The sequence below is a fragment of the Actinomycetes bacterium genome (assembly GCA_036000965.1).
Classification (GTDB): Bacteria; Actinomycetota; CALGFH01; order CALGFH01; family CALGFH01; genus DASYUT01.
Genome location: DASYUT010000149.1, coordinates 1 through 11,726 on the forward strand (window position 1 = coordinate 1; position 11,726 = coordinate 11,726).

Consider the following 11,726-nt stretch of genomic DNA (forward strand, 5'->3'; position numbering starts at 1 on the left):
AAGGGGCACCGCTCCCTCACCCTGGTCACCGAGCATCGCAGCGGCAAGGTGGTATGGGGCGCCGAAGGCAAGGACACCGCCACCTGCGACCAGTTCCTCGCCGAGCTGGGCGAGCACCGCGCAGCCAAGCTTGCCGCCGTCTCCACCGACATGGGCGCGGCCGACCTGAAGTCGGTGGCCAAGCCGGGCCACGCCCCCAACGCGACGGTGTGCATCGACCCGTTCCACGTCGTTGCCCTCGCCAGCGGCGCGCTCGACCAGGTCCGCCGGCAGGTCTGGAACCAACTGCGCGCCGTGGACCCCGACAAGGCCAAGAAGTTCAAAGGCGCCCGGTGGGTGCTGCCCCGAGCGCCCCGAGCGTCTGACCGACACCCAGGCCGCCACCCTGCGCACGCTGCGCCGCCACGGCGGCGCGGCCTGGCGCGCCCACGGGCTCAAGGAGGCCCTGCGGGCGGTCTTCGCCGGCGACCCCACCCCGAGCGAGACGACCGAGCTGCTGGACCGCTGGTGCGTCAAGGCCGCCCGCAGCCGCCTGGACCCGTTCGTCAAGCTCGCCGGCACCGTCCGCACCCACCGTGAGGGCATCCTCGCCGCGATCCGCCTTGGCATCAACAACGCTCGGGTTGAGGCGCTCAACCACAAGGTGCGGCTCATCACCCGCCGCGCCTACCGGTTCCACTCCGCCCAGGCCGCGCTCGCGCTGGTGCTGCTCGCCTGCGGCCCATCACCCTTCGCCTCCCATACGAGCAAACACACGTTCGCCCACATCCAGCTTAATAGAGCCCTTTTTCTTGGTGTCGACGCTGACCACCGGCAGGCCCTGGTCGAGATAGGCACGGGCGGTGTCGTTGAGGTAGCGGAACTGGGCATCCCGGTCGGGGTGCTGGGCACCTTCCAGGGTCTTGGTCGGGGCTTGCAGCCGGTAGCCCTGCGCCCGCAGCGCACCCGCGACCACCGTCGGGCTCACCGGATGCCCTTGGCCGGTCAACGCATCTGCCAGGTGCCGCATCGACAGGGTCGTCCAGCGCAACGGCGACTCGGGGTCGCCCCGGGTGGTCGGCTCGACCAGCCGGTCTAGCGCACCGGCAAGCTCCGGGTCGGTCGTGGTCAGCCGCTTGCGTCCCCCGCCAGGCCGCCGCACCCGACCGCCGCTGGCCTCGGGTGGGGCGCCCAGTTCCTTTAGCCCCGTGTGGATCGTCTGGCGCGACACCCCGGCCGCTCGGGCCACCGCCGAGATCCCGCCACGGCCAAGCGCCCGCGCCTCGGCGGCCAGCACCCGCCTGCGGTCCCGCTCGTTCAAATACGGCAAGACAGCGGCGAACTTCTCGGCGAGCACTCCCTCGTCCACAGTCATGCGTGCAGTGTAGAACGACCCCACCGACTGTCCAAGTTATTGAAATTGAAGCCCTTGTGTCGACGGACCTATCCTTATTGAGTTTCTCACATGTAGGTGACAGTGGAGGAGCGGCGGTCGAGTGCCATGACCAGCGACGACAGGCGTGCAAGGACCGTCACCCGAACACGGGAAAACTCAAAGTATTGAGATAGCGGGTCTTGACGGCGGGTGGGCTGGTTGTAGCCTTCGGGTGGAGGGGTCCAGAGCCTGCAGCCAGCCGGCGAAGCCGCGCACCACGCCCAGGCGCTGTGCCCACCAGCCGACGCTTGCGCCTCCCGGCAGGGTCGCCCACCTCACGGCGAGCTCGGTGGTCACGGTGTCGGCGCCCTCGCGCTCGGAGAAGGCGACGAAGTCCGCCAGCAGGCGGCCCGCCCGCTCCAGCTTGTAGCCGAGCGAGCGGCGCACCGTGAGGTAGACCTCCAGGGTGGTGGCCAGCTCGGTCATGCCACACCTCCCGGCCCGGCCGGGCCACGCCCCGAGCGCGCCCTGGTCGACCTTGGCGTAGATGGCGGTCGTGCCGGTGCTGCGGTGACGCAGCACCTGGCCGACCTCCGACAGGGGCGCCCCGGCGCGGAGCAGTTCGGTCGCCGCGGTATGGCGCAGGCGGTGGGCGCCCACACGGGCCAGGCCTGCGCGGCCACAGGCGTTGTAGACCACCCACGAGACGCCAGCGGCGCTGAGCCCGGCAAGCGGTGCACAGGCGCGAAGGAACAGCTTGCTGCACGCACCGCGAGGCCGACCTCGGTGCAGCCAGCCAGCGCCTCACCCACATCCGAGGGAAGAGGGAGCCGCTCCTGGCACCGCCCCTTGCCACGGACCACGATCTCGCCCGCCCGCCAGTCGACGTCGTCGAACTCAAGAGCCGCGACCTCCCCGGCCCGCAGCCCCAGACGCACCAGCAGCAGCAAGACGGCCACTGGTGGTTGGGGTTGCGGCGATCAGGACCACAACTCGAAGGGCTCGTCGATCTCCTCGCCGCCAAGAAACACGCGCAGCAGCGTCGGTAGACGGCCGGGATAGAACCGCGCCCCGCTGCCGGCGACCTCGGCGACCGGCCACCACCGGAAGGCGAAGTAGGCTTCCTGCTCGTAGTCCAGCCGTTCGGATCCATCGACCACCGGGCCGGGGACAGCCAGCCGCACCGCCACGACCACCTCGTCCTGCAGCTGGCAGCCGCGGTGCGCGTCGGCAAGCAGCCCGGCGAGCTGGGGAGCGCGTCGGCCCAGATGCGCGACCCGGGCCATGTCGTGGAGTGCGCTGCCGGCCGGTGCGCCGGGTGTGGGTGCGACCTGGCGGATGTGCCGGGTGGTCCCTTCCCTCGTGGCAGCCCGCCGGTCCCATCACGCTGGCGAGCGGCAGGCGGGACCTGATGGCCGCCGCCGGATGCGCCACCGCGGAAGTCGAGGGATGATGTCACCCGCGCCCGACCGTCTGCGAAGAGGGGTCCCGGTAGTGGAGTCGATGCATCGGCTGACCGTGTCCTTGCCGCAGGTGGTGACGCCGACCCGACGGCAGGTCGAGGTGCCGTCTGACCTGACGCTGGCTGGCCTGCACGAGGTCGTCCTCGCCCTGTTCGACTGGGACGGCGATCACCTGTACGCGTTCGAGATCGGCCGCCGCAGGTACGCCGATCCCTGCCTGGATGGCTGTGAAGACGATGACGTGCCGCTGGCCGAGGTCGCCAGCCGTCCCGGCAAGGTCATCAGCTACACCTACGATCTCGGCGCATGCTGGGAGCATCACATCGTCGTCGACGCGGTGGAGTCGACCGTCCCCGGCATCCGCTGTCCACGCTGTGTTGCCGGCGTCGGACCGTACCCGGCCGAGTACGACGGTGACCGGCCGCGACGCTTTGACCTGCGTGCGCTCAACGAGCGGCTCGCCAAGATCGTCCTCCGGCGGAAGGCGCCGGCGTGCCCGCCGGCGCGCGTTCCAGCGACGCCGGAGGTGGCCGCGCTCGCGGCGAGTGCACGCCAGGTGAGTCTGCTGCAAGACCTGGTCCGCCTGGCGCGGTGGACGGCCAGTCCCCGGGCGGTCACCCCGACGGGCAGGTTGAAAAAGCACGAGGTGCCAGATGCGCTGCGGGTTCTCCGGCTGCCCGCGCCGCCGGCTACCTTCCACAGTGCAAAGAGCCTGCCTCGCCTCGAGGCCGCCTGGCGGCTCGCTGAAGACCTTGGCCTGATCGACATCTCCGCCAAGGACGCCATTGCCGGCCCCGGCCTGACCGCACTGGACGACGACAGCCAGACCCTCGACCTGTGGACCAGTCTGTGGGAGTCCGCCGCCGTGGACGGACGCGCGCTCGTCTACGACGGTCGAGCGGTCGACCAGCCGTGGATCACACCGCCGCTGCTGTGGGCGCTGTGGCAGGCAGCTGTGCCGATGTCCGCCGATGATCTCGACCGGTCGCCCCGGCCCGGCCACGACCACATCGGGTTGGTGGCCTCGCTGCTGGACCAGCTCGTGGCTGTCGGCGGGATCGAACGCCTCCCCGACGGCCGCTACCAGCTCACGCCGCTGGGCCGGCACGGCCATCGAGCAGTGCTGGACCACGACCCTCGCGGGTCGGCATGGCGGTGGCCCCGATGACCGACGCCGCTGGGTTCACCGTCGCCGACTTGCGGATCCAGGCCGGCGACGAAGCCTTCCGGGCCGCCGGGGAACACGTCGTGGAGATCGACGGGCCGTACGAGGACGAGTGGAGTCTGTACGCGACGATCCGGCTCGACGACGGCCAGACGCTGGAGACGATCCTGCACCACCGAGCCGGCGGGTCGCTGGACGGCGAGTGCGACTGCTCCCAGGGACTCGCCAGGAGCTTCTGCTCCCACCTTGTCTGGGTCGGCCTCACCCACCTCGGCATCGACTCGCCACCGGCGGCCGCGCTGGCCGCGGAGACCGCGTCCGTCGAGGACCTTCGCCCCTGGCTGGCCACCCTGAACTCCGACGAGCTCATCGAACTGGTCATCGAAGCCGCCGACGGCAACCGCGAATACCGACGCAGCCTCAACCTCCGACGCCGGACGCAGCCACCGCAGCGGTGAGCCTCGACCGGCCCGGCAGGTGAGCGACCACGACAGGAGCGCCCGGACCCCACCGTCCACGCCGCACGCGGACCTGCCACCTGCGCCTGCCCTGTCGACAGGCGCACACCACCCCGGTCACACGCCGAGCAGTGCCAGCGCACGGGCCGGGGTACGACCCGTCCAGCGCAATGCCGGCGCCATGCTGGGCGGACAACCCGTCCTGGTACGCGGTCTTCGAGGTCGTGTGGGACGGCCCCATCCGCCACCAGGCCGAGGAGATCGCCTGGGGCGCCTTCATGCCCGAGGATGAGCTGGTCGGCGTGCTCGACGAGTGGGCGTTCGCGCCCGACGGCCTCGAGGCCTTCCGGCGCTACCTGGCCCGAGGACGCTGAGAAGCCGGTACCCGCGGGCCTATGTGACCCCGGCGCCGCAGGCGCCCTGGCCGCCGGCACCCAGGCCGCCGGTGGCCTGGCCACCGGGGGCGCTCTGGCCGGGGGCGCTCTGGCCGGGGGCACGCGCCGCCTCGAAGACGGCCATGGCCCGCGCCCACTCGGCTCGCGCCTCGGCCACGATCTCGTCGGCCCCGTCCGGGTAGGCGTCGACCTCCCCCGCCATCTCGCGCAGGCGGGGACTGCCCGACCTCGCCGCCTCGCATGCGTCGAGTACCGCCGCCTCGACTCGGATGGGCGCCCCGACGAGCAGCGCCAGGTTGAGCGCGTCACTCGGGCGGGCGTCGACCCGGCCCTGGGCCTCCGGGCCGTCGAGGACCGCCTCGGCGTAGAAGGTCCCCTCGGCGAGCCGGTTCACGCGGACCTCGGCGAGCTGGCCCCGGACCGCCTCGAGCAGGCTGGCCGCGAAGCGGTAGGTCCCCGGCCGGGGCAGGTCGGTGCCCGTCATGGTGATGGCCAGCGCGGTCGCCTCGAACATGCCGACCCAGATCGGCAGGCGGCGGGAGCCGCCGACCTCCTCCAGCAGGATCACGTGCCGGGCCGGGGCCTCGTCGCCACCTGGGGCCCGGCGCACGTCCGCCACCCGCATCTCGACCGCCGCTGCCGTGCCCATGTGCTCCTCCTTCCACCAGGGCCGGAGCTGCTCCCGCAGCCCGGCCCGTCCCTTGTGCAGCCGTGTCTTCACCGCCGCGATGCTGGTGCCGGCGTAGGCGGCGACCTCGGCCTGGCTCAGCCCGGCCAGGTAGTACAGGGTCACCGCGGTCCGCTGGCCGGCCGGCAGCCCGGCCACGGCACGGCGGATCCGCGCGGCCAGCTCGGCCGCCTCGGCCAGCTCCTCGGGGCCCGGCCCGGCCGCGGGCCGGTCGGCGGCCCGGCCGCCCTGGACCGCCTCCCACGACCAGCTCTCGCGGGAACGCTCGCGCAGCCAGCGCCGGCAGACGTTCAGGCCGATGCCGGCCAGCCAAGAGCCGAACCGGTCCACCTGCCTGAGCCGGTCCAGGCTGGTCATAGCGAGCAGCACCGCCTCCTGCACGGCGTCCTCAGCCAGCTCCGGGTCAGCGAGCGCCCGCCGGCAGAGCGCGGTCAGGACCGGGCGGTGCCGCTCGACCAGCTCGGCGAATGCCGCCCTGTCGCCCCGCCGGGCGGCGGCCATCAGCGTCGCCTGCCCGGTGTGGATCCTGGCCACGGTCTCGATGTCGGTCCTCTCCGACGGCGCGCTGTCCGGCGAGGCTCGCGCCACCCGACCGGGTGGCTGTCCCGCCCGTCCCGGCGTGCGCGACTCCTGCCGTCGATGATGGTCGCGGTGGACGGCCCCGAGGTTACCCGCCCCTGCTGGGGACATGATCGTCTTGATCGAGCTGTTCGAGGTGGATAATCCTCTCGGTTCATATTCGGAGAACATGGGGATTCAGCTGACCGAATAAAATGGAATACGTCGGTTGGCCTAAGCACGGTACGGCGGTTTTTGTTGACACGGACCCGGCCCGGCGGATACACAATTCTCACGCCAAGATCTGGTTCGACCGGTCAGGACCGGAGCGGCCGTGGCCTTGCTCAGCGGCAGCAAGGCACGGCAATTCGCGACCACGGCTTCTGACCCGCGGGGGCAGGCATGAACAAGCGCGTGGTCCTGATCTCGAACGACCAGAAACTCGGCGCGATCCTGACGATAGCGCTCGCAGACCCCGACCAGCTCTCCATCGTCAAGTCGGCGCGCGAATTGCCCGACTCCCGGGGGCGGGTAATTGACGCCGTCGTCCTCGATTTGCCGGCGGATTCGCGCCGACGGTCGTACGAGCAGGTTCGCGAGCGGTTTCAAGGCCGGCTGCTGGTGCCGGTCGACAGCCAGGAGGACACCAGTGACTGGCCGCCCGACCCGGACCGGCGCTTCCTGGTGCGCCCCTTCCAGCTCGCGGACCTGATCGCCGGCGTGCGGGACGCGGGCGGGCCAGACCAGGAGCCGGCCAGCCGGCGCCGGTTCCTCCGCCCGACCAGGCGCGGAGCGGCCACCGACGAGCCGGCGGCGCAGCGGTCCGCCACGGCCAAGGGCGCGGCGCGGGCAGGGGGGAAGCCGGGCCGTCCGGCGGAGCCGGAGAGGAGGGACGACACGGCCAAGCCCGTGGCACGGCCGAGGACCCCGGTGCCACGGCAAGGGGGCGGGGCCGCCGGACCGGCCAGGCAGACGAGGGACCCGCGGGCGGGGCCCGGCCAGGCGCGGGCAGGACCCGCCCAGGCGCGGGCAGGACCCGGCCAGGCGAGGGTCGAGCGACCCGAGCCGGAGATCCCGTCGGAGCGGGTCCTCAGCGCGATGGCCGGCGCCGTCGCGGCCCAGCGCCTGGCGCGGGAGCAGGCGGAAGCGGCGCCGCAGCTAGCCAAGGAGGCCGAGCCGGAGCGCCGGAAGGGCGTGGCGCTCCGGCTCGTGGGGGCCGTGGCCACCGTGCTCGTCGTGCTCCTGGTCGGCATCGCCGCCGGCATGCTGATCGGGCCCGACGGGCCCTCGCGCGCGAGCCCCGCGCCCGCCCCGATCGTGCGGGAGCGGGTCGTCACCAAGGTCGGGCCCCCGCCCCCCGCCTGCCTGGCCGCGATCGACAGCGCCAACGCGGCCCTGTCGTACCTCATCAACAAGATCCGCGACGATCGGCTGGTCCGGTCCCTCGACCAGTACACAGCCAACCGTCGAGCCTGCGAGTCAGTCGGGAGGTAACCGTATGCGACGCATCACCACCTGCAGCGCCGTCCTCGGGGCCGCGCTGGCCCTCTGCCTGGTCGCCGGGCCGGCGTTCGCCGTCCCCAAGGACCTGCGGGTCAGCACCGCGACCTGCGGAGGCGTCACCGTGACCGGCCAGGGGCTGCCGGCCAGCACCCAGCTCTACCTGCTGGCCACCAACCTGAGCAACGGCAAGGTGCTCAACCCGACCGGCAAGCCGATCCCGGTGATGTCGAGCTCGGCCGGCGCCGTCCAGGCCAAGATCGCCCTCCAGCTCAACGGGGTGCGCACGGTCGACGTCAGCATCTGGAACAAGAAGGGCGAGACGCTGACCATGATGGCCAAGGACACGGCCGCGACGAGCTGCGGGACGCTGCCCCTGACCGGTGTGGCGGGCACGACCACCTGGGCCCTGCTGGCCGCGGTGACGCTGCTCCTCGCCGGTGCGGGCGCGCTGTGGCGGGCGCGGCACCACCCGAGGCACGCCGCCCGGCGGGCCGCCGCGTAACGTCCCGCCCGCGCCCTCGCGGGGCGGGCGGGTACGCCGCACAGGACACAGGAACGGCGCCGGCTTCCCGGTGCCATTTCGTCCCATCTGGTGGCCTGGTGGACGTCGCTGGCAACGCATTGGCGGCGACCGCCCCCTTGGTCTGCGCGCAGCGGCGTGCCCTGATCGGCGGTCCTGGTCGATGTGGGGGGAGTTCGCTCTCGCGACTGCCAAGATACCCATATACTCACTCCGTCGAGTCCCCGGTCGAGCAGCGCGACCAGCTCGGCTGTCTCTGTCGTGCGCCTGGCCATCGCTCACGCTCCCGTCACTTGGCCGGTGGTGGCGTCCGCGGCGGGCCTGGTGTTCCCTACGGGCGCCACCCACCGTGGCTAGCCTACTGCGCAGCGTGCACACGCGACATGTCGCCCCAAGTCGTTACCAGGCTTTGGCCGGCTTTGCGGTACCGCGCCAGCCGGCCCGGCCCCTACCGCGCAGGGACCGGACCGCCTACGGCGTGCGCGGCTTCACGGGGCCGGACAACCAAACGGCCCCGGCGCAGGGCCAGGGTCGAGAAGGTGCGGCCGGTTCAGCGATGGAAAGGGGGGTCGCCCGGTCAACGTAGCTCCAGGCCGGCGGGTCCGCCACCCCCTCCGCCAGCCCGAAGTTCGGGGAGGCGTCAAGGCCGATGGCGACGGGGCGGAGCCGCCGTCTCTCGTGCCTGTGGTCCGCCGGGCGCCCCGTCACCTGGTGGCAGGGGTAACCTCTTCGATCCCCGTGGTGTAGGCCAAGTAACGGCACGGAGCGGCGCTACCGCCCCTTCCGCTCAGGGAGACGCCGACTTCTCCACTCGGTCTTAGCCGGGTCGGGCCGTGACGGCTCCGGCTGTGGCCGTGGTTGCCCAGGCTGCTGCTTCGGCGGGCTTGCCGGCTTCGGATCGTTGCCTTCCCTGCGCTCCATCAGCGTCTCCTCACAAGGACGAGTAGCCAGATCAGGATGTCGGCCCCGAGCAGCGCGCTCGCCACGATGAACGCCACGTAGCGGCGCTTCATCCGAGCCGCGTTGCCGTCGAAGTAGCGTTCCAGGTGCAGCGCCAGCTCGCGGTACATCGTGGCCACGCTCGCCGGATCATCGGCCTCGATGTAGTCCCCGATCAGGGTCCGGGCGCTCAGCGCGAAGCGCCATCCGGGCGTCGGCAGGAGGATGAAGAGGGTGAGCGCCACGACGCCGACGAACGCCACCACGGCCGCCCAGCTCAGCCGTCCCTCCGGGGCCTTCTCCCCGAGCACGAGCCCGCCGAGGAACGACGTGGCCAGCGCTGCCACGGCGAGTAGCGTCCCGGCCCGGCCCCGGATCGCTTCGAGCGCGCCGGCCTGCTGCGTGATTGCCCGCTCGGCCTCCTGATAGGCGAGCTGGTAGGCGGTCTCCTGCTGGTCATCGGCCACGGCCGGGAGCCTACCCCTCGGGCCGGTCGCGACGGTCAGCAAGCCAACGTTCCACGTCGGCCCACCGGTACATCGGACTTTTGCCGACGCGCAACCATGCCGGCCCAGTCCCGCTCCGGCGCCAGCGCGCAAGGGTCGCGCGGCTCTTGTGCAGCTCATTAGCGAGCTGCTGTTCGGTCAGCAAGTCGTTTGGCCCGTAGTTCGGCATCCCGTGACCCCCAAAGTCCGAGTGTCGCGATTGTATGCCGAGCAACGGTGCAGCCTGCACGCTCTTGCCTATACTGTACGGCCAATGAAGAGCAGTGCAGAGTCTTGACATGCTATGCACAGTTGGCGTACGACTGACCGGCGGCGAGCCGCGTTCGGCTGAGACCCCCAAAGTCCGGGACGCGGCTCGCCCACAACAGCAGTGCCCCGGGCGACGGCCGGAACCGCCCCCGGGGCGTGGCACAAGGCCCCAGGGAGGCCCCATGCACCGCAATCATTGCCATGCCAATCGTGGTGTGGCAACCACCGACACCGCCGAGGTCGGATCGTGAGCGCCCGGCCACCCGATCCCGCCGAGCTGCACGTCGTGGCCGCCCGAGCCGACCTCGCCGCGACCGACCTCGCCCGAGTGGTCGGATCCGCCGCGTCGGCCGGGATCATCATCGATGACGAGATCACCATCGCCGTGGCCACGATCACGAGCTGGGCGGCATGGCTGGGCGGCTTGGCCACGGGAGAGGCACTCGCCCAGCGTGGCGGATCCACCGGGAAGGAAGGCCACCCGAAGTGAACTGGCGCAAGCCCAGTCCCAACGCGGTGGACGCCATCGCCCTGGTCGCCTTCGGCCTAGTCGCGCTGGCGCTCACGATCCTGCTCGTGTGGCGGACGGTGCGGTGAGGCCCCTGCGCCTGACCGCCGCGCTCCCTGCCACTCAGCGTTATCGACGCTTCCGCGTCCGGCCGCGACGACCGCGCTGCTGTTTCGACGGCGTTAGATGGGCTTCGATCTTCGCTGACCAGCAGACGCCGAGGATCTTGAGCACTGGGACCGCGACGTACACGACGATGGCAAGTCCGAGAAGGCCGAGGAGGACGTAGGCGATCTTGGCGGGCGAGCTGCCGGTATACCAGGTGAAGACGCCGGGGCGACCAACTCCATGACATGGGCGCGGGCGGCGATCAGCGCGTCCACGCTGGATTCCACGATGCGACGGGACTGCGGCCCGAGCAGGACGCTCTGGAGGTGGCCCGAGTTGATGAGGTGGTAGAGCGTGGCGCGCGAGACCTGGAGGCGCTTGCGGCTCTCCTCGACCGTGAGCAGACGGTCAGGCATGAAGATGGGCACCCCTTCAGCGCCCGACCAGGCCACGCGCATCGTGGGATGGTCAGGCGGTAGGGCCGTGCCCATTCGCCGATTGAATTGACCGCAGCATACAATGCTGGCCGTGAGCGAACAACAGCGCGGTAATTACACTGGTGTCGGCCAGATCAACGTGCGGTGCGACCCTTGCGCCCGGGATCTCGGGCGGCGCTCACCGGCGATGGCGATGCTGATGCGCCCCATGAGCACGTGGATGGTGACGAAGATCGGCCGAGCCCCGAGCGTGGTCAAGGAGCTCATCGACGGGTCGCCGGGCCGGACGGGGCGCGATTACCTCCAGCCCTACCCGGGCCCCGGGTGGGGCTACTAAAGCGAGAACCCCCGCGCGGTCCCCACGCTCCCTCGGGGCGTCGAGCTCGCCTGCCGGCGCTGCCGCCTGCGGCCCCGCCTGCGGCCCCGCCTGCGGCCCCGCCTGCGGCTGCGCCGCCTCTACGAGTTCGCCGAGCAGGCGCACGCCGAGGGCCGCCGGGACATCTTCGTCTAGGAATGCGCTGAAGATGCCTGGTCCTGTCAGGACGGTAGTTTCTGCGGTAGCTCCCTATCCAGCAGGCGGGTCTCGAAGGCGTCGGCTGCGGCAGAGGGCCCGCCCGCGGCTTGGGTGAAGGTCCCAACCGCGCGGGCCAGCGCCGCCCGCGGGTTGCTGGCGCGCCAGTCGTCGTGCTGGATGGCCTCGATCCGGTCGCTGATCGGGGCCGCGTCGAACCCGCGACCCTGCAGCGACGGCAGCTGCGAGGCGAGCGTGCGCAGCGCGACCCGGTGGCCGCGGCGGCGCAGCTCGTCCAGGATCGGGGTCAGGGGGAACAGGTTCCCGGGGTCGGGCGTGGTGTAGGCGAGGATCCGGACCATCA

Annotated in this window: 15 protein-coding genes and 2 pseudogenes; 8 read left to right on the forward strand and 9 right to left on the reverse strand. The window is 71.6% G+C overall.

The window, feature by feature from the left end; translation table 11 throughout:
- On the forward strand, nucleotides 1-579 hold a 579-nt coding region (locus VG276_12765), incomplete at its 5' end, for a transposase (GenBank protein HEV8650248.1).
- A gap of 205 nt (nucleotides 580-784) precedes the next feature.
- Here VG276_12765 and VG276_12770 read toward each other — a convergent pair.
- The 4 genes and pseudogenes from VG276_12770 to VG276_12785 all read right to left on the reverse strand — a co-directional run bounded on the left by VG276_12770 (nucleotide 785) and on the right by VG276_12785 (nucleotide 2,640).
- A pseudogene (locus VG276_12770) lies at nucleotides 785-1,354 on the reverse strand (ISAzo13 family transposase).
- Between the two features lie 177 nt (nucleotides 1,355-1,531).
- Nucleotides 1,532-2,014 carry a tyrosine-type recombinase/integrase gene (locus VG276_12775; GenBank protein HEV8650249.1) on the reverse strand — a complete coding sequence of 161 codons (483 nt, stop codon included), beginning with the start codon at nucleotides 2,012-2,014 and terminating at the stop codon, nucleotides 1,532-1,534.
- Between the two features lie 182 nt (nucleotides 2,015-2,196).
- Nucleotides 2,197-2,313 (reverse strand): annotated as a pseudogene (locus tag VG276_12780) (hypothetical protein).
- Between the two features lie 21 nt (nucleotides 2,314-2,334).
- Nucleotides 2,335-2,640: a hypothetical protein gene (locus VG276_12785; protein HEV8650250.1), complete on the reverse strand. Its 306-nt coding sequence runs from the start codon at nucleotides 2,638-2,640 to the stop codon at nucleotides 2,335-2,337.
- Between the two features lie 217 nt (nucleotides 2,641-2,857).
- Here VG276_12785 and VG276_12790 point away from each other — a divergent pair, with 217 nt between their 5' ends.
- The 3 genes from VG276_12790 (at nucleotide 2,858) to VG276_12800 (ending at nucleotide 4,814) form a co-directional block, all read left to right on the forward strand.
- Nucleotides 2,858-3,985, forward strand: a complete 1,128-nt coding sequence (locus VG276_12790; GenBank protein ID HEV8650251.1) for a plasmid pRiA4b ORF-3 family protein — start codon at nucleotides 2,858-2,860, stop codon at nucleotides 3,983-3,985.
- Nucleotides 3,982-4,440: a hypothetical protein gene (locus VG276_12795; GenBank protein ID HEV8650252.1), complete on the forward strand. Its 459-nt coding sequence runs from the start codon at nucleotides 3,982-3,984 to the stop codon at nucleotides 4,438-4,440. Before VG276_12790 ends, VG276_12795 begins: the two co-directional genes overlap by 4 nt.
- 170 nt (nucleotides 4,441-4,610) lie before the next feature.
- Nucleotides 4,611-4,814 (forward strand): hypothetical protein, encoded by a 204-nt coding sequence (locus tag VG276_12800; protein ID HEV8650253.1) that lies wholly within the window; start codon nucleotides 4,611-4,613, stop codon nucleotides 4,812-4,814.
- A 19-nt stretch (nucleotides 4,815-4,833) separates the two neighbouring features.
- Here VG276_12800 and VG276_12805 read toward each other — a convergent pair whose 3' ends face one another.
- Nucleotides 4,834-6,057, reverse strand: a complete 1,224-nt coding sequence (locus tag VG276_12805; protein ID HEV8650254.1) for a bifunctional nuclease domain-containing protein — start codon at nucleotides 6,055-6,057, stop codon at nucleotides 4,834-4,836.
- Between the two features lie 426 nt (nucleotides 6,058-6,483).
- Here VG276_12805 and VG276_12810 point away from each other — a divergent pair, with 426 nt between their 5' ends.
- Together VG276_12810 and VG276_12815 are read left to right on the forward strand one after the other, a co-directional pair.
- Nucleotides 6,484-7,575, forward strand: coding sequence for a hypothetical protein (locus tag VG276_12810; GenBank protein ID HEV8650255.1), 1,092 nt, complete (start codon nucleotides 6,484-6,486; stop codon nucleotides 7,573-7,575).
- Between the two features lie 4 nt (nucleotides 7,576-7,579).
- Nucleotides 7,580-8,086 carry an LPXTG cell wall anchor domain-containing protein gene (locus tag VG276_12815; GenBank protein ID HEV8650256.1) on the forward strand — a complete coding sequence of 169 codons (507 nt, stop codon included), beginning with the start codon at nucleotides 7,580-7,582 and terminating at the stop codon, nucleotides 8,084-8,086.
- 938 nt (nucleotides 8,087-9,024) lie between these two features.
- Here the strand turns inward: VG276_12815 and VG276_12820 are convergent.
- Both VG276_12820 and VG276_12825 read right to left on the reverse strand, forming a co-directional pair.
- Nucleotides 9,025-9,510: a hypothetical protein gene (locus tag VG276_12820; protein ID HEV8650257.1), complete on the reverse strand. Its 486-nt coding sequence runs from the start codon at nucleotides 9,508-9,510 to the stop codon at nucleotides 9,025-9,027.
- A 10-nt stretch (nucleotides 9,511-9,520) separates the two neighbouring features.
- Nucleotides 9,521-9,982 (reverse strand): helix-turn-helix domain-containing protein, encoded by a 462-nt coding sequence (locus tag VG276_12825; protein HEV8650258.1) that lies wholly within the window; start codon nucleotides 9,980-9,982, stop codon nucleotides 9,521-9,523.
- Between the two features lie 63 nt (nucleotides 9,983-10,045).
- On the opposite strand from VG276_12825, the gene VG276_12830 reads away from it, so the two are divergent.
- Nucleotides 10,046-10,288, forward strand: coding sequence for a hypothetical protein (locus VG276_12830; protein ID HEV8650259.1), 243 nt, complete (start codon nucleotides 10,046-10,048; stop codon nucleotides 10,286-10,288).
- A gap of 200 nt (nucleotides 10,289-10,488) precedes the next feature.
- Here the strand turns inward: VG276_12830 and VG276_12835 are convergent, their stop codons facing one another.
- Nucleotides 10,489-10,905, reverse strand: coding sequence for a helix-turn-helix domain-containing protein (locus VG276_12835; protein HEV8650260.1), 417 nt, complete (start codon nucleotides 10,903-10,905; stop codon nucleotides 10,489-10,491).
- A 154-nt stretch (nucleotides 10,906-11,059) separates the two neighbouring features.
- Here VG276_12835 and VG276_12840 point away from each other — a divergent pair, with 154 nt between their 5' ends.
- Nucleotides 11,060-11,188, forward strand: a complete 129-nt coding sequence (locus VG276_12840; protein ID HEV8650261.1) for a hypothetical protein — start codon at nucleotides 11,060-11,062, stop codon at nucleotides 11,186-11,188.
- A gap of 200 nt (nucleotides 11,189-11,388) precedes the next feature.
- Here the strand turns inward: VG276_12840 and VG276_12845 are convergent.
- Nucleotides 11,389-11,726 (reverse strand): hypothetical protein (locus VG276_12845; protein ID HEV8650262.1); only part of this gene is annotated, 338 nt, incomplete at its 5' end.

What these genes read in the sequence shown, in the direction of transcription:
- VG276_12785 (HEV8650250.1), bottom strand. Translation starts at nt 2,640, where the DNA reads ATGGCCCGGGTCGCGCATCTGGGCCGACGCGCTCCCCAGCTCGCCGGG.
- VG276_12790 (HEV8650251.1), top strand. Translation starts at nt 2,858, where the DNA reads ATGCATCGGCTGACCGTGTCCTTGCCGCAGGTGGTGACGCCGACCCGA.
- VG276_12795 (HEV8650252.1), top strand. Translation starts at nt 3,982, where the DNA reads ATGACCGACGCCGCTGGGTTCACCGTCGCCGACTTGCGGATCCAGGCC.
- VG276_12800 (HEV8650253.1), top strand. Translation starts at nt 4,611, where the DNA reads ATGCCGGCGCCATGCTGGGCGGACAACCCGTCCTGGTACGCGGTCTTC.
- VG276_12810 (HEV8650255.1), top strand. Translation starts at nt 6,484, where the DNA reads ATGAACAAGCGCGTGGTCCTGATCTCGAACGACCAGAAACTCGGCGCG.
- VG276_12815 (HEV8650256.1), top strand. Translation starts at nt 7,580, where the DNA reads ATGCGACGCATCACCACCTGCAGCGCCGTCCTCGGGGCCGCGCTGGCC.
- VG276_12825 (HEV8650258.1), bottom strand. Translation starts at nt 9,982, where the DNA reads ATGGGGCCTCCCTGGGGCCTTGTGCCACGCCCCGGGGGCGGTTCCGGC.
- VG276_12835 (HEV8650260.1), bottom strand. Translation starts at nt 10,905, where the DNA reads ATGGGCACGGCCCTACCGCCTGACCATCCCACGATGCGCGTGGCCTGG.
- VG276_12840 (HEV8650261.1), top strand. Translation starts at nt 11,060, where the DNA reads ATGAGCACGTGGATGGTGACGAAGATCGGCCGAGCCCCGAGCGTGGTC.